Annotated in this window: 13 protein-coding genes and 1 tRNA gene; 3 read left to right on the top strand and 11 right to left on the bottom strand. The window is 62.3% G+C overall.

The annotated features are described in order from the left end of the window. Nucleotides 1-1,094 precede the first annotated feature (1,094 nt). The 5 genes from JAO73_RS20960 to JAO73_RS20940 all read right to left on the bottom strand — a co-directional run bounded on the left by JAO73_RS20960 (nt 1,095) and on the right by JAO73_RS20940 (nt 6,145). Nucleotides 1,095-2,363, bottom strand: a complete 1,269-nt coding sequence (locus tag JAO73_RS20960; RefSeq protein ID WP_198979215.1) for an adenylosuccinate synthase — start codon at nt 2,361-2,363, stop codon at nt 1,095-1,097. Nucleotides 2,364-2,574: 211 nt separating this feature from the next. Beyond that, the gene (locus tag JAO73_RS20955; RefSeq protein WP_190927193.1) at nt 2,575-2,925 is read right to left on the bottom strand and encodes an STAS domain-containing protein; all 351 of its coding nucleotides are present in this window, start codon (nt 2,923-2,925) and stop codon (nt 2,575-2,577) included. Continuing rightward, complete coding sequence (locus JAO73_RS20950; protein ID WP_190927195.1) at nt 2,922-3,539, bottom strand: Fur family transcriptional regulator; 618 nt, start codon at nt 3,537-3,539, stop codon at nt 2,922-2,924. Before JAO73_RS20950 ends, JAO73_RS20955 begins: the two co-directional genes overlap by 4 nt. Before the next feature lie 42 nt (nt 3,540-3,581). Then, nucleotides 3,582-3,941, bottom strand: a complete 360-nt coding sequence (locus tag JAO73_RS20945; protein WP_198979214.1) for a CHY zinc finger protein — start codon at nt 3,939-3,941, stop codon at nt 3,582-3,584. After that, nucleotides 3,938-6,145 (bottom strand): RelA/SpoT family protein, encoded by a 2,208-nt coding sequence (locus JAO73_RS20940; protein ID WP_198979213.1) that lies wholly within the window; start codon nt 6,143-6,145, stop codon nt 3,938-3,940. The genes JAO73_RS20945 and JAO73_RS20940 overlap by 4 nt, the downstream gene beginning before the upstream one ends. A 137-nt stretch (nt 6,146-6,282) precedes the next feature. On the opposite strand from JAO73_RS20940, the gene JAO73_RS20935 reads away from it, so the two are divergent. From JAO73_RS20935 to JAO73_RS20925, 3 genes are all read left to right on the top strand, one after another. Further along, nucleotides 6,283-6,364, top strand: a tRNA-Leu gene (locus JAO73_RS20935). A gap of 87 nt (nt 6,365-6,451) precedes the next feature. Beyond that, nucleotides 6,452-7,777: a trigger factor gene (gene tig, locus JAO73_RS20930; RefSeq protein ID WP_198979212.1), complete on the top strand. Its 1,326-nt coding sequence runs from the start codon at nt 6,452-6,454 to the stop codon at nt 7,775-7,777. 247 nt (nt 7,778-8,024) lie between these two features. After that, a complete protein-coding gene (locus tag JAO73_RS20925) occupies nt 8,025-8,732 on the top strand; it encodes a ClpP family protease (protein ID WP_190927204.1) in 708 nt (235 codons plus the stop codon). Nucleotides 8,733-8,819: 87 nt separating this feature from the next. On the opposite strand, the gene JAO73_RS20920 is transcribed toward JAO73_RS20925, so the two are convergent. From JAO73_RS20920 to JAO73_RS20895, 6 genes are all read right to left on the bottom strand, one after another. After that, complete coding sequence (locus JAO73_RS20920) at nt 8,820-10,733, bottom strand: beta strand repeat-containing protein (protein ID WP_198979211.1); 1,914 nt, start codon at nt 10,731-10,733, stop codon at nt 8,820-8,822. A gap of 89 nt (nt 10,734-10,822) precedes the next feature. Beyond that, on the bottom strand, nt 10,823-11,581 hold the full coding sequence (locus JAO73_RS20915) for a hypothetical protein (RefSeq protein ID WP_198979210.1): 759 nt from the start codon (nt 11,579-11,581) through the stop codon (nt 10,823-10,825). Between the two features lie 43 nt (nt 11,582-11,624). Next, the gene (locus JAO73_RS20910; protein WP_198979209.1) at nt 11,625-13,070 is read right to left on the bottom strand and encodes a T9SS type A sorting domain-containing protein; all 1,446 of its coding nucleotides are present in this window, start codon (nt 13,068-13,070) and stop codon (nt 11,625-11,627) included. Nucleotides 13,071-13,282: 212 nt separating this feature from the next. Then, a complete protein-coding gene (locus tag JAO73_RS20905) occupies nt 13,283-14,830 on the bottom strand; it encodes a phage tail-like protein (RefSeq protein WP_198979208.1) in 1,548 nt (515 codons plus the stop codon). A gap of 115 nt (nt 14,831-14,945) precedes the next feature. After that, nucleotides 14,946-17,867 carry a tail fiber domain-containing protein gene (locus tag JAO73_RS20900; RefSeq protein WP_198979207.1) on the bottom strand — a complete coding sequence of 974 codons (2,922 nt, stop codon included), beginning with the start codon at nt 17,865-17,867 and terminating at the stop codon, nt 14,946-14,948. Nucleotides 17,868-17,901: 34 nt separating this feature from the next. Next, the gene (locus JAO73_RS20895; RefSeq protein ID WP_198979206.1) at nt 17,902-18,558 is read right to left on the bottom strand and encodes a GNAT family N-acetyltransferase; all 657 of its coding nucleotides are present in this window, start codon (nt 18,556-18,558) and stop codon (nt 17,902-17,904) included. Between the last annotated feature and the right edge of the window lie 45 nt (nt 18,559-18,603).

Here is an 18,603-nt window from a genome sequence, read left to right as displayed (position 1 = left end):
GTTCATCCTGAGCCAAGATCAAACTCTCCATTGTAAAAATTTCTACACTCACCCGAAGATGAGCTGATGTCGAGTGCTGACCTTGCTCACATTTTGACATTATGGTCAAATTCGTTTCGCTTGGTTCGTTGCACAGTTCTTCCTCCTAAGGGAGAAGCAACAAGTGCAACACTTACTATTTGTTTGTTTCCGTCATTCAAAGAACGTGTGATGCTTCCATTTGAAGCGTCAGTGCGGGTTATTAATTAACCCCAAACTTTTTCCTTATGAACCTTAATCCGTTTTGGGAGTGCAAAGGTAAATCTTTTTGGCGACTTTCCAATCTTTCGACGAAAATTTTTTAATTTTTTGTCGTTTCGATTTTCAAAATCTCCCTGCTTCCGAATGAAGCGGGCTGCAAAGGTAAGGTAGTTTTTTTTGCTGATGCAAGCTATTTAAGAAATAAATCTCAGAGCTTGCGGCTGACTGCGGTGGGTAGGACAAACCTCTTTCCGTGGGCGTTCCCTGCCTTTCAATTTGTTGCTGGAGCAGATGCGCTGGCTGTTCCGTTGGTCCGTTTGACGTTTCGGGACTGCAAAGGTAGGGCGACTTTCCGGAGTGGCAAGGACACTTAAACGAAATAGTTGGCTTAGGGTTGTAAGTAATTGATTGATGCGACGAAAAAATGATTTGCTGATAAACTGATGGGCCAGAATGAGGGCTTCAAACAGATTCTGAACTTCTAATTGAATGCGGAATGTGGCGTCTTGAGTGCTTTTCAAGGCGGAGCCAGAACAGTTATTAGAACTCACTCTTAGAGACGGGAGCGCCGGTGAATGAAAGTGACTTTGCTCCTACCCTACTGCTTGTGCCTTGTGATTTCGAGGTGGAAATGTGGTTATGGGCATCCGATTGAACTGTTTCAATGCATAAAAAAGCCCCGCCTCCATCGCCAAGTTTAGGCTGGCAAGGGATGCGGGGCTAAAGGAACACGAAAGAATAGTCGACTTGCTGTAGTTATTCGAGCGGCGACGACGTTTGGGCATTACCCAGCAGTGCTGCCTTTTCTTGTGCTTGGCCTGACGTTCTTACTATGTGGAATAGGCGTCCGTTGATTAGCGATGTAGGGTGCTAATGCGGTCGGGGCCCACACTGACGATGCTGATGGGGACCTGGAGCTCCCGCTCAAGGAATTCTAAGTATGCGGTGAGGTTGGCAGGGAGTTGGGTGGCGTCGGTGATTTGGGTGAGGTTGGTGTTCCAGCCGGGGAGGGTTTGGTACTCGGGGGTGATGGTGGTAAGCTCGCCGGGGTCGGGTAGCTGGGGGGTGCTTTCGCCGGTGGCGGTACGGTAGTGGGTGCAAGCCTGAATTTCGGCGAAGGCATCGAGGACGTCGGCTTTCATGAGATGAAGTTCGGTGACGCCGTTGAGCATGATGGCGTAGCGGAGGGCGGGCAGGTCTATCCAGCCGGTGCGGCGGGGGCGCCCGGTGGTGGAGCCGAATTCACGGCCGGCCTGGCGGATTTGCTCGCCTACTTCGTCGTGGAGTTCGGTGGGGAATGGCCCGCTGCCGACGCGGGTGCAATAGGCTTTGGTGATGCCGTACACCTTGTCGATATGACGCGGGGCGATGCCGAGGCCGGTGCAGGCGCCGGCGGCAATGGTACTGGAAGAGGTGACGTAAGGATAAGAACCGAAGTCGATATCCAATAAGGAGCCTTGCGCACCTTCGGCGAGGATGCGTTTACCTTGGGTGAGGAGGTCGTTGAGCAGGTATTCGGTGTCGGTGAGTTGGAGGGTGCGCAGGAATTCGACGGCGGAGAAGAAGTCGGCTTCGAGGGCTTCGATTTCAAGTTCTTTACTGTGATGAGCGGCAATGGCGGCGTGCTGGGCTACGGCCTCTTTGTAACGCCGCTCGAAATCGGGCAGCAGAATGTGGCTGACGCGTAGCCCCACGCGGCCAATTTTATCGGAGTAGGTGGGGCCGATGCCTTTGAGGGTGCTGCCGATTTTGGTGTTGCCGCGGGCTTCTTCACTGATGCGGTCGAGGGCGCGGTGCGAGGGGAGGATGAGTTGGGCCTTTTTGGAGATGTAAAGGTTTTTAGACCATTCGATGCCGCGGTCGGTGAGCTTTTGAAGCTCCTGGCGGAAGACGACCGGGTCGAGCACGACGCCGTTGCCGACGACGTTGATGATGTGCGGATGGAAAATGCCGCTGGGCACTTGGTGCAGGACGTGCTTGACGCCGTCGAAATACAAGGTGTGACCGGCGTTGGGGCCGCCTTGAAAGCGTGCAACGGCGTCGTAGGTGGGCGCGAGTACGTCTACGATTTTGCCTTTGCCCTCATCGCCCCACTGGAGGCCTACTAATACGTCTACTGGCATGTGTTCTGGGTTTCGACTTCCGGCGGGCGCCTCCCCTCCAAGCCACTTCGCCTTGGGACAGGGAAAGCCAGATGGATTGACGACGCTTTGGGAAGCCTATTATTAAAAGGGGGTTATTGGAGTTGGTTTACGGCAAACTGCTCAGCTGTCGGAAAGTCTCGCGGCATTTAGGATACCATTTCCGGACTGATTAAGCAAAAAAAATGGCCGCCTAATTGGCGGCCGGGGTTAGGAGTTGGCGGGCGGTGGCTTCGTCGGGCGAAACGGTGAAGATGTTGTTCAGCTTCGTGATGGCCAGCATTTTCTTGGGGTGGTCGGCGGGATTGATGAGGACCATTTCGCCGCCGCGGCTGCGGAACTTGGTGAGGAGCGAAACGAGGACGCCGATGCCCGTACTATTGATGTAGCGGATTTCGGAAAGGTCGACGGCGCATTGGTTGAGCTCTTCGCCGAGGTGGGTGTTGACGGACTGCAGGAGTTGGTCGGTATCGGGGCTGCCAATAAGGTCGCCGGTGAGGCGAACGAACAGGATGCCGTTTTGAACGGAGCTGGTGGTGGTCATGCGGATGGAGCGGATGCGGAAGAACGGGCGGCGGCCTGGGCGCGACAGTCGCCGCAGATGCCGTAAAGATTTAAAGAATGGTGCAAGATATGGAAGTTCAGAAGCTCGCCGACCATCGTCTGGATGCCGTGAATGCGCGGGTCGCAGAATTCCACCACTTTATGGCATTCGGTGCAGATGACGTGGTCGTGCTGGCGGTAGCCATAGCTCTTCTCATACTGGGCCAGGTTGCGACCGAACTGGTGCTTGCTGACAAGGCCTTGCTCGACGAGCAAATCTAAGGTATTGTAAACGGTGGCACGGCTCACTTGCAGGCCGCGCTCCTTCATGCCGGCGTAGAGCTCATCAACGTCGAAGTGGCCGGAACGGGCATAAATTTCTTCGAGAATGGCGTAGCGTTCACCGGTTTTACGGAGGCCTTTGTTTTCGAGGTGGGCCGTGAAGAGCTTGCGGACTTCGTCGAGCTTGTCGGTGTTGAGCGTGGCTTCGGAGGCGGCGCTGGGCGTGTGTTTGGCGGCGTAGCCGGTTTCGGAAGAGCCGCCGGGCCCCTGCCCTTCGGCGGCCCGAGTTTCGGGTGCGTGAGGAAGGGGCGAAACTGTTTCGGGAGTGCGCACTATATAAGGAGTGTAGTTGACGGGCAGAAAAACCTACGCTTGTTAAGCGCCAAGGAGGGTTTTAGGTTCTACCGGCTCAAAATAAAGCGGGTAATGTCGGGCGCAACCGGGATTAAAGGCGGCTTGGCAGTGCGGGCAGCGGTTGCCACAGCTTAGGTAACGCTCGATGCTGAGGGTGTTTTTGCAGTTGCCGCAGTAGATGGCCTTGGCTTGAAACTCAGCAGCGGGCCACACCTCGGGGGCATGGCCCGCAGTTTCGCGGTGGCAGTCGAGGCAGGCGTAGAATTCATCGCAGCACTTGAACTTGATGGCAATGATGTCGCGCTCTGAATGCCAATGAGCACATTGGGTGCGCTCGTTGACGTCGGTGCCGTGGCAGACGATGGGTGCGGCCGAACTCATGCGTGCTGCGAATCGAACCGCTCGACTTGCAGCACGCCGTTCACCTTACGCAGGCGCTGAATAAGCTTGTTCAGGTGGTCGGTGTCGTTGACGAACACCATAATCTGACCATCGAAAATGCCGTCGTCGGCGTTGATGGTGATGGAGCGCATGTTGACCTTGAGACTGGTGCTAATAATGCGCGTCACGTCGTTGACGAGGCCCACGCGGTCGGAACCCTTGAGGCGGATACCGGCCAGGAAGGCCAGTTCCAATTGGTCGGTCCACTTGGCGCGCACGATGCGGTTGCCGTAGTTCGACATCAAATCGACGGCGCGCGGGCAGCTGGTGCGGTGAATGATGAGGCCCTGGTCGGTTTCGAAGCCGAACACGTCGTCGCCGGGAATGGGATTGCAGCAGCGCGCAATGCTGTAGTTGAACTTGTCAGTGTGCTCGCCTACCACCAGCATGTCGGGCCGCACGCCGCGGATTTTCTGCACCTCGTTGTCGAAGGTTTTGGGTTCGAGTACGGAAGGCACGGGCTTATCTGAATTAAACAGAGACTCCCGAATGGTGCGGCCGTCGACCTGGCCAATGGCGAGGCGGTAGTAAAACTCCTGCGCCGTGGCCACGTTGAAATAGGCCAGCAAACGGTTGAAATTTTCCTGCGTGAAGGGCACGCCGATGTTTTCCATCCGTTTTTCGAGCAGGAAACGGCCATCTTCGGCTTTGGCGCGTTTGTCGTCGCGCAGAAAATCTTTGATTTTGGAGCGGGCCTTGGTCGTGATGACGTAGTTGAGCCATTCCGGCGTGGGCCGCTGCTTGTGCGAAGTCAAGATTTCGACTTGGTCGCCGTTGTGCAGCTGGTAGCTCAACGGCTCCAGCTTCTGGTTTACCTTAGCGCCGAGGCAATGCAGGCCGATTTGGGAGTGGATGTCGAAGGCGAAATCCAGCGCCGTGGCCTTATCTGGCAGAATCACCAGCTTGCCCTTGGGCGTGAAGGCATACACTTCCTTCACGAACAGGTTCTGCCGGAACTCATCCATGAATTCTAGCGCGCTCGAGTTATTCGATTCCAACATCTCGCGCACTTTGTTCACCCAGCCTTCCAGCGAGCTTTCGGGCTGAATGCTGCCCGTGTCCTTGTACTTCCAGTGCGCGGCGTAGCCCTTTTCGGCAATGTCGTCCATGCGGCGCGAGCGGATTTGCACCTCCACCCATTGGCCCGCGCGCGACATGACGGTGGTGTGCAGGCTCTCGTAGCCGTTGGCTTTCGGCGTCGAAACCCAATCGCGCAGGCGGTCGGGATTCGGCTGGTAGAAATCCGTCACAATAGAATATACCTGCCAACAAGCCGCTTTTTCCTGCTCCGGCGGCACGTCCAGAATCACCCGAATGGCAAACAGGTCATACACCTCATCGAAGGTGATGTTCTGCTTCTTCATCTTTTTCAGGATAGAATAAATGCTTTTCGGGCGCCCTTTGATTTCATACTCAAAGCCCTGCGCCTTCAGTTCATCATCAATAGGCTGCACAAACTCCTTAATGAAGCGGTTGCGCGCCGCCTGGCTCTGCCGCACCTTCGACTTGATGTCGTTGTACGTTTCGGTATCCGTGAATTTGAGGTACAAATCCTCCAGCTCACTCTTTATAGTATAGAGGCCCAGCCGGTGCGCCAGCGGCGCATACAGGTACAGGGTTTCGGAAGCAATTTTCAGCTGCTTGTGGCGCGGCATCGAGTCCAGCGTCCGCATGTTGTGCAGGCGGTCGGCTATTTTGATGAGAATTACGCGCACGTCCTCGCTCAGCGTGAGCAGCATTTTGCGGAAGTTCTCCGCCTGCTCGCTCGTGCCGTACTCAAACACGCCCGAAATCTTCGTGAGCCCGTCAATAATGCGGGCCACCTTCGTCCCAAACTCGCGCTCGATGTCGGAAATTTCCGTTGGCGTGTCCTCCACCACGTCGTGCAGCAACGCCGCCACAATGCTCGTTGTGCCCAGCCCAATTTCTTCCACCGCAATCTGCGCCACCGCCAGCGGGTGCAGAATATAGGGCTCGCCCGACTTCCGGCGCATCTCTTTATGCGCCTCAAGGCTCTGATTAAACGCCTTTTTAATCAGCTTTGGGTCGCCATCCTTAAGGTAGGGCTTGGCCGTGCGCAGCAGGCGGCGGTAATGGCGCAGGATTTCCTGGCGCTCAGCTTCGGGAGAGATAACGGGAGGCATAATGGGTAAAGTAACAACGCACGCGCAGAAAAGGTGGCTTCGCAAGGCACCGCTGCCTACTTATACCCACGCTTTGCGCGCAAGGATTTTCCCGAGTACCTTTGCGGGCCCGTAGCAATCGGCGTGCGGCCCCATATGCGGATATGGCGAAATTGGTAGACGTGCCAGACTTAGGATCTGGTGCCGCAAGGCGTGTGGGTTCGAGTCCCTCTATCCGCACTTTTTTCTGATACGGCCTTCAGTCGCATAGGCTGGAGGCTTTTTTTTCAACCACTCAACCCGCCAGCAGAAGCCGGCTCCCCTGTTTTGAACATCACCCTCGACAAGAACGACGAGCAGCTGACCGGGCTGCTGACCGTGCACCTGACCGAAGCCGACTACGCCCCCACCGTCGACAAGCAAATCAAAGAGTACACCAAGCGCGCCCAGGTGAAGGGCTTCCGCCCCGGCATGGTGCCCGTGGGCATGGTGCGCAAAATGTACGGCAAAGGCATTCTGGCCGAGGAAATCAACAAAATGCTCGGCAAGGCCGTGGACTCCTATATTAAGGAGAACAACATCAAACTGCTGGGCGAGCCCCTGCCCGTGGCCAGCAACGTGGATTTCGACACCGACAAAGACTTCGATTTCCAGTTTGAGCTGGGCCTGCTGCCCGACTTCACCCTGCCCGAAAGCCTGACCGCCGAGCTGCACAAGGTGACCATCGACGACGACACGCTGGCCCAGACCAACGAGCAGATTGCCCGTCAGTACGGCGAAACCACCAACCCCGAGGCTTCGGAAGCCGGCGACTACCTCTTCGGCAAGCTGAGGAAGGCCGACGAGGAAGGCGACGGCCGCACCGTGCTGCTGCCCATCAACAAAGTGGCGGCTGACCAGCAGGAGCAATTCATTGGTAAGAAAAGCGGCGACGTGATTACGTTCGACTTGCAGAAGGCCTTCAACAACGATGCGGCTTCGATTTCGAACTTCTCGGGTTTGAGCAAGGCCGAGGCCACGGACGCCACCGGCGACTACGTGTTCAACGTGGAGAAGGTGAACCGCACTTCGGCGCCCGAGTTCAATCAGGAGTTGTTCGACAAAGTATTTGGCCCCGAAGCTGTTTCGAGCCAGGAAGAGTTCGACGCCAAAGTGCGCGAAACCATTCAGTCGAACTACGACCGTGAGGCCGAAGGTGCCCTGAACAACAGCATCGTGGAGCAGTTGGTGAACACCGTGGACATCAAAATCCCCACGGAGTTCTTCAAGAAGTGGCTGGTGCGCGCCAACGAGGGCAAACTGACGCCCGAGCTGGTGGAGCAGCACTACACCGACTACGAGAAGGAATTGAAGTGGAGCATGATTCGCAACAAGGTGGTGGAAGAAGCCGGCCTGAAAGTGAGCAACGACGAAATCGTGAACCGCACCCTCGACAAAATCATGGGCCAGTTCAACATGCCGAACATGCCCGACGAGATGCGCGAGTCGATGCGCAGCTACGCCGACCAGTACCTCAAGCAGGAGAACGGCAAGAACTTCGTGAACGAGTACGAGGCCATTCTGGCAGAGAAAGTGCTCGAAAACCTGCGCGGCAAAGTTGTTGTTACGGACAAGCCCGTAACGGCCGAAGAATTCCGGACCCTGCACAGCTAAGCACTGCGCAGTCCGATTTTGGAAAAGCCCTTACGGTGACGTAGGGGCTTTTTTGTTGGCAGTTTTGGTTGAACGAGGTAGAGACGCAACATTTTGCGTCTCGTCGTTGAACGACCGGAACCGCACCGTTCACGCGCAATCGTGCAACGACGAGACGCAAAATGTTGCGTCTCTACAACATTCGGCGTTGTTTCGCGTCTTACAACCATCACCCTGCCAGCCTCGGCCGGCGCCTCATTTCCTTCAAATGCTGAATAAACAAGAGTTTCGCAAGTTTGCCGTTAAGCACCAGGGCCTCAGCGGGCTGGGTGTAGACCAGTACATCCAACACGTGGAAGGCCAGACGCGCGGCGGCCTGATTCTGCCCACGGGCATGACCCGCTCGGTGATTGAGGAGCGCCCCACGCGCTTCGCCGAAATCGACGTGTTTTCGCGCCTCATCATGGACCGGATTGTGTTCCTGGGCACGGCCGTGGACGACTACATCGCCAACATCCTGACGGCCCAAATGCTGTTCCTGGAGTCGGCCGATGCCAAAAAAGACATTCTGCTCTACATCAACTCGCCCGGTGGCTCGGTGTACGCCGGCTTGGGCATCTACGACACCATGCAGTACGTGAACCCCGACGTGGCCACGATTTGCACGGGTCTGGCGGCCTCGATGGGTGCCGTGCTGCTGGCGGGCGGTGCGGCCAACAAACGCTCGGCCCTCCCCCACGCCCGCGTGATGATTCACCAGCCCTCGGGTGGCGCGCAAGGCCAGTCGTCGGACATCGAAATTACGGCCCGTGAAATCCTGAAGCTGAAGAAAGAACTGTATGACATTCTGGCGCAGCACACCGGCAAAACCTACCAGGAAATCCACGACAACTCGGACCGCGACTACTGGATGCGCGCCGACGAGGCCAAAGAATACGGCCTGATTGACGAGGTACTCGAGAAGAAGAAAGCGTAAGCTTCGCGCTAACGTCCGATTGAAACAAAAAGCCTCTGCTGATATAGCAGAGGCTTTTTTGTATTGATTTGAGCAGTCGGGACGGCCTCAAGGCGCGTAAAGCACGAAGGAAAAACGCTCCTCGGGAACAACGGGGCTGCCGGAATTGGCATTGCTGATATCCACGGCGAAGGCCCCGCGATTATTATTAATGGACGTGCCATTGCGGGTTTTAATAACCGAGCGCACCCCGGAAAACGCACTGTTCAAACTGACAAGGAACACGGCGGCATCCATGTCCAGGTTAACCAAGTTGGCAGACGTCAAGGTGACGAGGTAGACACCCGTATTGGCGGTGTGTGCAACTGTGAAATTGCCAGAGCCGGAGAGAATGGTGCCATTGTCATCCACTTTGCCGTAGGCCACGGGAAGCATATTGGCCGAGCCCGTGGAGGCAGAATTGACGACGGAACCCCGGACGTTGAGGGCCGGCCCCGTGCCCGATTGGTTGATTTCGACGGCCGCGGCCGTGTTGCTGGCGTTGCTTTGGTTGAAATAGGCCGTCCGGCCCAGGCTGCTGTTTTGTACTTCCAGGGCGTTGGCGGTGCCGGTGGAGCTGGTCTGGTTGAAGTAGCCGGCCCGGCCGGTGCCGCTGGCTTGGCCGATGACGCCCGCGGCCCCGCCCGTGGCCGAACCCAGCACCCCAATGCCGTTGGTGGACGAGGCCACGCCCGTCACCCCGTAGCCACTGGTGCCCGTGGCCTCGCCCCGCACGCCGTAACCGCTAACCGTGGTGCCCAGCACGCCCACACCCGAACTGTTGGTGCTCGTGCCTTCCACCCCGGCCACGCCGCCCACGTTGCCGGCCGCCGTTTGGCCGAATACCCCGGAACTGCTGGTGCTGCTGCCCTGCGCGCCGTAGCCACTGGCGCTGCTGCCGTATACCCCCGCGCCGCTGGTGCTGATGCCATTCACGCCGTAGACGTTGGTGGCCACGCCCTGCACCCCGATGCCACCGCTCGTGACGACCCCGCGCACGCCGTAGCCGCTGGCGGAATTGCCCAATACCCCAACGCCATCGGCACCAAAGCCACCGGAACCCACCACGCCCGCCACGCCCCTGGAATTGGCCTGGCTGCTACCGAATACACCGGCCCCGTTGGTGCTGCTGCCCAACACGCCGTAGCCATCGGTGGCCACGCCGCGCACGCCAAACCCGCCCACCGTGAGGCCCAGCACCCCACTGCCCGCGGTGCCGCCGCTTTGGTCCAAGCCGCGCACGCCGGCGGCGTCGCCGGTGGCGCCGGTGGTGATGACGCCCTCCACGCCGCTGCCGTCGGCAGCGGCCGCCTGCTTCACGCCGCGGATGGCGGCCTGGCCCGAAGTGGCCGTGTTCACGGCGCGCAGGGCCGGCCGGTCGCCAACCGTACTGATGTAGGCGGCCGTGGAGTCGTTGGCGGCATTGGCGTTGGTAAGGGCCGCCAACCGGCCCGTTTGGCTGCTCGATTTATTGGCAGCCAACGCAGTACCCGTGCCGGAGCTAGCCAACACGCCTGTGCCTGAAGTAGAAGCCCCGGCCACGCCGGCGCCGGAACTGGCCGTGCCGCTCACCGCCGTGCTAAGGGTGGAAGAAGCCACGATGCCCGCGCCAATGCCGGTGTTGGTTATCCCAAACGCATTGCCGATGCCCGAGTAGGAACCCGAGTAGGGCAGCGTCAGGCCGCCGCTGGCCGCGGCGTCGAGGTAGACCCAGCCGCCGGTGCCGGCGTAGTACCAAAAGCCGGTTTGGGCGCCGCCCGCGGCCGTGCCGTCGGTCTGGTACACCATCAGGCCCTGCGGCGGGCTCGTGATGCCCGTGCGCTGGGCCGCCGTCAGGCGCGGAATCAGCAGGCCCTTGTCCGTGGCCCGGATGTCGAGCGCCGACTTGGCGTCCGGCGTGGCCGTGCCCACGCCCACTTGGGCCGAGGCCGCCAGCGGACATAAGGCCCCCAACGCAACGGCAATAGTGAAAATGTGCTTCATGATGAAGATAGGAAAGCCAAGCGTTGCTGGTAGCAGCCGGCGCAACTAGTTGGTAAAATCGACCGAGCTCTGCGACGTTCGGGGGCGGCTCAGAACTTAGCCGCGACTCCGACTTTGAGGTAGGTTTGGTCGTAGCCTAGTTCGGCAAAAGCCCCAATGCTGGGCGTAAAGAAGTAGCGGCCGCCCACGAACAAACCTGCCGCGACTTCATTGGCACTCGCCGAACCCAATGAGCCGTAAATGCTGCTGCCTTCGAAAGACGCGCTGGCGTGCCGCAAGCCCAGGTTCACGCCGCCGTACGCGTCGAACTGTTCGGCCACGGGGTAGTGAAAGGTGCCGCGCAGGGTCACGATGATGTCGGTGAACTTCCACCGGTCGCTGCCGCCGAAGTCGTAGGTAGCGCCTTGGTAGCCCACAAAGCCGCCCACGCCCACCACGCCCGGCCCCAATGCCAAGATGCCTCGCTCGTATGAGACGCTTAGGGCCGGCGTCACCGACGAGCTGCCGCCGAAGTAGCCCGTGCCGTAGTTGTAGCGGTTGCCCAAGCCGATTCCGACGTTCACCATGTTGGTGCCCACTTGGAACGGGCCTATTGCTTCCGGTGTGGAGGCCGTAGAAGACGCCGCTGGGGCAACCGGCGCGGGAGCAGGAGCCGGCGCGGCGGCCCGAGCGGGAGTGGTCGGTGCTGGGGCTGGTTTCGCAGCGGGCTTCGCAGCGGGTTTGGTGGCGGGCTTTGCGGCGGGTTTAGCGACGGGCTTGGCCACAGGCTTGCGGGTTTGGGCCTGCGCATTGGGGGCCAATGCGGTGGCGAGTACGGCCAGTGGCAAGATGCGGAAAAGTGTTTTCATGGTATGACAGAAAAAAAGGGATGGATGCATAGGAAACCGGGAGCTACTGCTCTACCTGAAGGCGGAGGGTGCCGCTGGTGCCGGCCGGCGCCTCGTACCGCAACCAGTACACGCCGGTGGCCAGCCCGGCCACTGGCAGCGGCGCCGTGGCTTGGGGCTTGTCCCAGGCAGTGGCCCACACCAGGCGCCCGTCGGCGCTGTAGAGGCGTAGCTGCAGGCCGGGGGGCACGGGGCCACTCGCCTCAATGGTGGCCATGGCGTGCGCCGGGTTGGGATACACGCTGAGGCTGAAGGGCGTGCCGGCGGGCAGGCCCGCAATGCTGCGCACCCCGGAGTAGGTGGCCGCGCCGTCTTGGTCGATTTGCTTGAGCCGATAGTAGCTCAGCCCTTGAAAGTCGTTGGGGTCGGTGAAGGCGTACTCGTGCGGCGTGGTGGCCGTGCCCTGCCCCGACACAAACCCCACGCGGCGGAAAGTGGTCTGGCCTTCGTCCTGCCGTTGCACTTCAAAGCCCAGGTTATTCTTCTCCGACGCAGTGGCCCAGGTTAGCTCGGCGCGCGGCTGGCCCGTCGGGCGGCGGGCCTCAAAGCGAGTCAACTCGACGGGCAGCGGCGACTGCTGGTCGCCCACAATGTAGGGGCCGGCCAGGGTGAGCCCCGCCACGGTGCGGCTGTACGGGCTGGGGCCGGAGGCATTGCTGTAGGGCTCCGAAACCAGGTAGGCACTGCCGTTCCAGCGGCCCAGTGCCGACTGGGAGCGCTGAAAGCCGGCGAGTTCGTCGGCGGCCAGCCACTCCACGCGCATCGTGAAGGGCACGGCGTCGGGCGGGGCTACGTTCCAGCGCAGAGCCACCACATCGGTGGTAAGGGGCGCCCCGCTGTTGCCGGCGCTGAGCGCCCCTGCTCCCACCCTGGCCGCGTAGTTGCCCGTGCCGCTGCTACGCGTGAGCGCCACCGGCCGATAGCTCCCCCCGGCCGGGCCCACCGGAAACTGCACGGCCGTGGTGCCCACCGGGCGGCGCAGCTGGCCCGCGCCGTTGGTAACGACGAAGCGAGTACCCGCAGCATTGGTGATGGCGCCCGCCACCGCAAAGTCGAAGCCCGTCAACTGCAGCGGGCCCCCGCTCAGGTTGAGGGCGCCCGCGCTCAGGGCCGTGCCCAGCGTGGCCCCGGCGGCGTTGGCCACTTCCAGCGTGCCCAGCGTGCCGGTGCCCGACGACGATAGGGTTTGCAGCGCGGTGCCGTTGAGCTGCCACAGGCCGGTGCCCGGGCCAATGGCGCCGGCGTTGCCCAGGTCGCCGGTGAGGCGCACGGTGCCTTGGTTGTCGAGGGTGCCGGCGGCAGAGATGCCCACGTTGCCGGTCACGGTGAGTTCGGTGGAGGGGCTCACCGTGAGGGTGCCGCCGGCCACGGTGAGTTGGGCACGGGCCGGGGCCGCGAGGCCGACCAGCAGCAAGAAAGCGGCTGCGTTTAGGCGTAATTTCTTTTTCATGGCCGATGGTTGGGATTGAGGTGAAAAGGTGTGCTGGCTGCTGGCCAGAACTTCTGGTGCAGGCCGGGGGCCGTCGTGGCCACTGTCGCGCGGCGGCGGCTAGGGCATGAGGACGAGGCGTAATTGATAGCCGATTTCGTCATGTCCAGGCTAGCAGTGCGCCCGCCCAGTGCACCGTTGAGGGCGAAGGGGCCGAGACTTCTCAAGCTCAGTTAAGGGCGATATATCACGAAGGAGAAGCTGTAGTCGGTATAGAAATAACCGCCCGAACTTCCTCCGACGAACAGGTTGACACGAGCGGTAGAAACCTCAACCAGGCCCCCGGAATAGCCCCTGGCCTGCACGATGACGGGGTTGGAACTATTGCCATAGTTGCCGGTACCCTGGCAAATGGCATTGTCGAGGTTGAGGTTGGCCGGCGTTGTTATTTCAATGAGGTATTGCCCGCTGCCAGCGGTGCGCGGGGCAATCGTGAAATTGCCCGACCCATTGAGGATGGTGCCATCGGACGCAATGACTCCGTAGGCCAACGGTAGCAGGTTGGCGCTACCCGTGGCCGGCGCGTTCACTTCGGCGGTGCGAATGGCGCCGCCGGTCACGCTCAGGGCCGGGCCACTGCCGGACTGCGCAATTTCGACGACAGGCGCTGTGCTGGCCGCATTGGTTTGGGCGAAGTACCCGGCCCGGCCGGTGGTGCCGCTGGCTTCGCCGCGCACGCCGTAGCCGCTGGTGGTGGTGCCCAGCACGCCGGTGCCGGTGGTGCTGGTGCTGCGCCCCAGTACCCCCGCCACGCTCGCGGAGCTGGCGGCGTCCGTCTGCCCGTACACCCCGCTCCCGGTGTTGGAGAGGCCGCGCACGCCGTAGCCAGCCGTGCCCATGCCTTCCACGCCGTAGCCGTTGCTGCCCGAGGCCACGCCGCGCACGCCCCAGCCGTTTTGGGTCAGGCCCAGCACGCCCACGGCAGCGTTGCCGGCGTTGGTGTTGGTGCCCACCACGGCCCCGTTGTTGCTGGCGTTGTTGCTGGCCGAGCCGTACACGGCCGCCGTGCTGCCCGAGGTGGCCTTCACCCCATAGCCGCTGTTACTGAACGCCTCGACCCCGCTCCCGCTGCTGCTGGTGCCGCTGACGCCGATGCCGGCGCCAGTGGCCCGGCCCGACACCCCGGCCACGCCAGTAGCACTGCCATCGGTGGTGCCGGCCACGCCTATATTCTGGAAGCTGTAGGCGTACACGCCGTAGTCGGCCTCGCTCAGGCCCACCACGCCGGCGTCGTCCACGTTGGGCACGGTCGTGCCCTTCACGCCCACCACGCCTTGGCCGGGGCCCGTGCCGTTGACGCGGCCCACCACGCCCTGCCCGCTGGCCGAGGCCCCGCGCACGCCAATGCCGCCGCCGGAGTTGGTGATTTGAAACGCGCTGCCCGAGGTACTGGCCGTGCCGGAGTAGGGCAGCGTGAGGGTGCCGGAAGCGGCGTCGAGGTAGACCCAGCCGCCGGTGCCGGCGTAGTACCAAAAGCCGGTTTGGGCGCCTCCGCCGGCCGTGCCGTCGGTTTGGTACACCATCAGGCCCTGCGGCGGGCTCGTGATGCCCGTGCGCTGGGCCGCCGTCAGGCGCGGAATCAGCAGGCCCTTGTCCGTGGCCCGGATGTCGAGCGCCGACTTGGCGTCCGGCGTGGCCGTGCCCACGCCCACTTGGGCGCGCGCCGAGGCAGCCCCAAGTAGTAAAGGAAGCAACAGAATGAATTGAGAAAGGTGTTTCATGAGAAGTTGGGCTGGAAGTCATTGGAGCCCTGACAAGCGCCGGGCACTACTGCTTATCTACCGGAACCTATTGATGCTGAAGCTGCCGAGGCAGCCTTCGGTGGCACATGGCACCTCAGCGGCTTGCTTGCGCAGCCGGGACGGGCGCGGCGAACCGAGCCGCTTGCTCCAAGGCGGCAAGGCGCGCGCCTAGCGCGGTCTGGCCCGATTGGAGCGCCTGCAGTTGCTGGCGGAGTTGGGCGTTTTCGGCCTTGAGGGAATCGTTTTGCTTGGCCAATTCTTGCACGCCCACCAGGGCCACGCCGGCGGGGTCGATGGAACTGATGCTGGTGTCGTTGACGCCGAGGTGGAACAGGCGGTAGAAATCCTGGGCCATGGGGCCGAGGTGGGTTTCGCCGTTGGTGTGCTTGTACTGCCAGCGCGTGATGGGCAGCTGGCGCAGCAAGCCCAGCACCTGGGCCCCGTCGGTGGGCTCGATGTGGTCTTTGAGGTTCACGTCGGAGGCGTTGGTCCAGGCGCCGCCGGTGCTCAGGTAAGCGCCGTTGCCGGCCGAGGGCAGGGTCCCGCCGGTGCCCACCACGAGCACGCCGGGGCCGGGCGTTTGACGGCCGAACATCCAGTGCTCCACGTCGTCGTTGCCGAAAACCATGACGTTGTTGTAGGACGACTGCGCCCCGTAGCCAAGAAAGGTGCAGTTGGTGAGTCCCGGCTGGCCGGCCGATGTGCCCGCGCCGCTGCCGATGGCCGTGATGCGGCTGCCGGTGAAGTTGCTGCCCCCGCTGCCAGAGCCCACGAAGGTGTTGTCGGTGCCGCTGGTGGTGGTGCCGCCGGCGTCGTAGCCCACGAAGGTGTTGTTGGCCCCGCTGTTTATCTGGCCCGCCTGGTAGCCCAACGCGGTCAGGCCGTTGGCCGAGTTGCGCTGGCCGGCCTGGTAGCCCACCAGCACCACGCTGCTGGCCGCCGTGCTGCCGGCGTTGCCGTTCGACTGCGAGCCCGAGCCCGCGTCGAAACCAAGCACGGCGTTGAACTGGCCCGACGCGCCGCGCCCGGCTTGCGAACCCACGTACACGTTGGCCGTGCCCGTTACGTTGTCCAGCCCGGCGGTGCTGCCCACGAAGGTGTTGTCGTTGGCCGTGGTGGAATAGCCCGCGTTGTTGCCCACCATCGTGTTGTCCTCGGCGGTGGTGCCGTTGCGGCCGGCGGTGCTGCCCACGTGCACGTTGCGCCCGCCGGTGGTGTTGAACAGCCCGGCGCCGGAGCCGATAAAGGTATTGGCCCCGCCGGTGGTGTTTTTCCAGCCCGCTTTCGTGCCTAGAAAGGCGTTGTAGCCGCCGGTGTTGGTCACCACGCCGGCCTCGCTGCCCACAAAGGTGTTGCTGAAGGCAAAATCGAGGGCCCGGCCGGCGCGGTAGCCCACGGCGGTGTTGTCCTGCGAGTTGCCACCGGCTCCGCCGCCCTGGCCGCTGCCGCTGCCCACGAACGTGTTGCGCACGCCCACCGGGGTGCTGCGGCCGGCTTGGTAGCCTAGGTAAGTGTTGTCGGAGCTGGATTCAGAATCCAGGCCCGATTCGTAGCCCAGAAAGGTGTTGGCGTTGCCGGTCACGTTGTCGTGCCCCGCGAAAAAGCCCATGAACACGTTGCCCGAGCCCGTGGTGTTGTCGACGCCGGCGTTGGCGCCCACGAAGGTGTTGTTGCTGGAAGTGGTGTTTTCGCCGGCGAAATAGCCCAGAAAGGTGTTGTCGGAGCCCGTGACCGTGTAAGTGCCGGCCTGCTGACCGATGAACACGTTGGCGTCGCCGGTGGTAAGGCTGCGGCCCGCGGCGCGGCCCACGCCCACGTTGCCCGACGCCGAAGTGGCATTCAGGCCCGATTCGAAGCCGACGAGGACGTTGGAGTCGTCGGTGAGCTTGTTGCCGGCCGAGTCGCCCACCACCACGTTGGCGTAGGCGTCGATGCTGCCCGCGAAGGCCCCGTGCCCGATGGCCACGTTGCTTTCGCCGGTGGTGTTGCGGCGGCCGGCGTTGGCGCCCAGGAAAATGTTGCCCCGGCCGGTGGTGTTGGCGTAGCCCGCCCGGAAGCCCACCATCAGGTTGCGGTAGCCGGTGGTGGTGCTGCGCCCGGCGTTGTAGCCGCTGAAGTGATTTTCGTCGCCGGTGGTGTTGGCCTGGCCGGCCCGGTAGCCCTCAAAGTGGTTGCCCGACGCCGTGGTGTTGGCCAAGCCCGCCTGAAAGCCGGCGAAATGGTTCTGGCTGCCGGTGGTGTTGGCCGTGCCCGCCGAGCGGCCCTCGAAGAAATTCTGCTGGCCCGTGGTGTTGGCAAAGCCGGCGCGCATGCCGCTGAAGTAGTTTTCGGCCCCGGTGGTGGTGTTGTAACCCGCCTGAAAACCGGTGAACTGGTTGTAGATGCCCGTGGCCTTCAGCCCCGCCTGGTAGCCCACGTACTGGTTGTTGTAAGCGCCGGCCGGCAGGGTTTTGCCGGCCTGGTAGCCGAGAAGCAGGTTGTTGTCGGGGAAAGCCGGCGAACCGACGGGCGCCCCGCCCAGCCAGAAAGCGCCGTTCACGTGCAGGCGGGCCTGCTCCTGGCCGTTGACGCCGAAGCGAACGGGCTTCACGTCGGTGGTGCCGACGTAGTTGCGGCTGGAGTCGGTGGCGGCGTTGCCGGTCAGGTTCCAGCCGCTGGTGGCCGGGGCGGCGCCGGTGTTGAGTTTGGTCCAGGCGGGCGCGGCGGCGGTGCCAGCGTTGTAGTAAAAGCCGGTGCCGTCGGCCAGGGCGCCGTTGGTATTGAACACCAGCAGGGCCGCGACGGGGTTCGGAATGGTGGTGGCGTCGGTCAGGCCGGTCAGGCTCACCTGCGGAAACAGCACCCCTTTATTAGTGGCCCGCACTTCCAGCGCGGCCGACGCCGGCGGCGTGACGGTGCCCGCGCCAATGCCCACGCTTTGGGCGTGGCCCAGAACCGGCAGCAAGGCTACCACGCAGGCCAACATCAAGCGCAGCAAGGTTCCGCGGCTGCGAGTCAGAGAGTATACATTCTTCATAGTGCTGAGAAAGAGGGGGAGATGTCAATGAAAATCAGAGGTTGGGGTAGACGGTGGGCGGACGCAGCAAGCCCCAATTGCTCAGGGGGCCGTCGGGGCCGTCGCCCACGGGGCAGTGCCCGGCCAGCGTAAAGCCCATGCCTTGGTAAAATGCCAGCTGCGCCGGCACTTGGGTGCTGAAATAGCACGGCAGCGGCGTTTGCCGCAGCGCCAGCGTGGACGCCAGCAGCCGGCGCCCTTCGCCCCGGCCCTGCGCCTCGGGCAGCACGGCCACGCCCAGCAGCAAGTGGTGCGGCCCGGCCACGCCGTGGCGGCGCAGCCACGTCATGGTGCTCAGTAAGCGGCCCAGACGCCGGTGCCCGGCCCAGCCCAAATGCCACAGCGTGGCCGGCAGCAACCGCAGCCGCGTGGTGCGCGCAGCGGCGGCCTGCGCGGGGCCCAGCCACAAAGCCAGGGCCGTGCCCGGCGCGTTGGTATATGCCGCGCCGTGGCGCAGCACCAGCAGCAACAACTGCTTCAGCAGCCAGTATTGGCCCGCCGCCGACGGGCCACCGCACACGTAGCGCAGCGCCGGGTGCGCGGCGGTGGCGCGCAGCAGCAGCGCCGTGGCCCAGGCCACGTCAGCGGCTTCGAGGCGCCGGGGCAGGGCCGACGCGGCAGAGTGTGAACGAACGAAAAGGGGATGATGCATAAGCGCCAGCGCGGCCTCGGATGGGGCGACGCTGCTGCCAGCAAA

It is taken from the genome of Hymenobacter miniatus (genome assembly GCF_016427455.1).
GTDB classification, from domain to species: domain Bacteria; phylum Bacteroidota; class Bacteroidia; order Cytophagales; family Hymenobacteraceae; genus Hymenobacter; species Hymenobacter armeniacus.
This window is presented reverse-complemented; position numbering and strand designations above follow the sequence as displayed.

What these genes read in the sequence shown, in the direction of transcription:
- JAO73_RS20960 (WP_198979215.1), bottom strand. Translation starts at nt 2,363, where the DNA reads ATGCCAGTAGACGTATTAGTAGGCCTCCAGTGGGGCGATGAGGGCAAA.
- JAO73_RS20955 (WP_190927193.1), bottom strand. Translation starts at nt 2,925, where the DNA reads ATGACCACCACCAGCTCCGTTCAAAACGGCATCCTGTTCGTTCGCCTC.
- JAO73_RS20945 (WP_198979214.1), bottom strand. Translation starts at nt 3,941, where the DNA reads ATGAGTTCGGCCGCACCCATCGTCTGCCACGGCACCGACGTCAACGAG.
- JAO73_RS20940 (WP_198979213.1), bottom strand. Translation starts at nt 6,145, where the DNA reads ATGCCTCCCGTTATCTCTCCCGAAGCTGAGCGCCAGGAAATCCTGCGC.
- JAO73_RS20925 (WP_190927204.1), top strand. Translation starts at nt 8,025, where the DNA reads ATGCTGAATAAACAAGAGTTTCGCAAGTTTGCCGTTAAGCACCAGGGC.
- JAO73_RS20920 (WP_198979211.1), bottom strand. Translation starts at nt 10,733, where the DNA reads ATGAAGCACATTTTCACTATTGCCGTTGCGTTGGGGGCCTTATGTCCG.
- JAO73_RS20915 (WP_198979210.1), bottom strand. Translation starts at nt 11,581, where the DNA reads ATGAAAACACTTTTCCGCATCTTGCCACTGGCCGTACTCGCCACCGCA.
- JAO73_RS20910 (WP_198979209.1), bottom strand. Translation starts at nt 13,070, where the DNA reads ATGAAAAAGAAATTACGCCTAAACGCAGCCGCTTTCTTGCTGCTGGTC.
- JAO73_RS20905 (WP_198979208.1), bottom strand. Translation starts at nt 14,830, where the DNA reads ATGAAACACCTTTCTCAATTCATTCTGTTGCTTCCTTTACTACTTGGG.
- JAO73_RS20900 (WP_198979207.1), bottom strand. Translation starts at nt 17,867, where the DNA reads ATGAAGAATGTATACTCTCTGACTCGCAGCCGCGGAACCTTGCTGCGC.
- JAO73_RS20895 (WP_198979206.1), bottom strand. Translation starts at nt 18,558, where the DNA reads ATGCATCATCCCCTTTTCGTTCGTTCACACTCTGCCGCGTCGGCCCTG.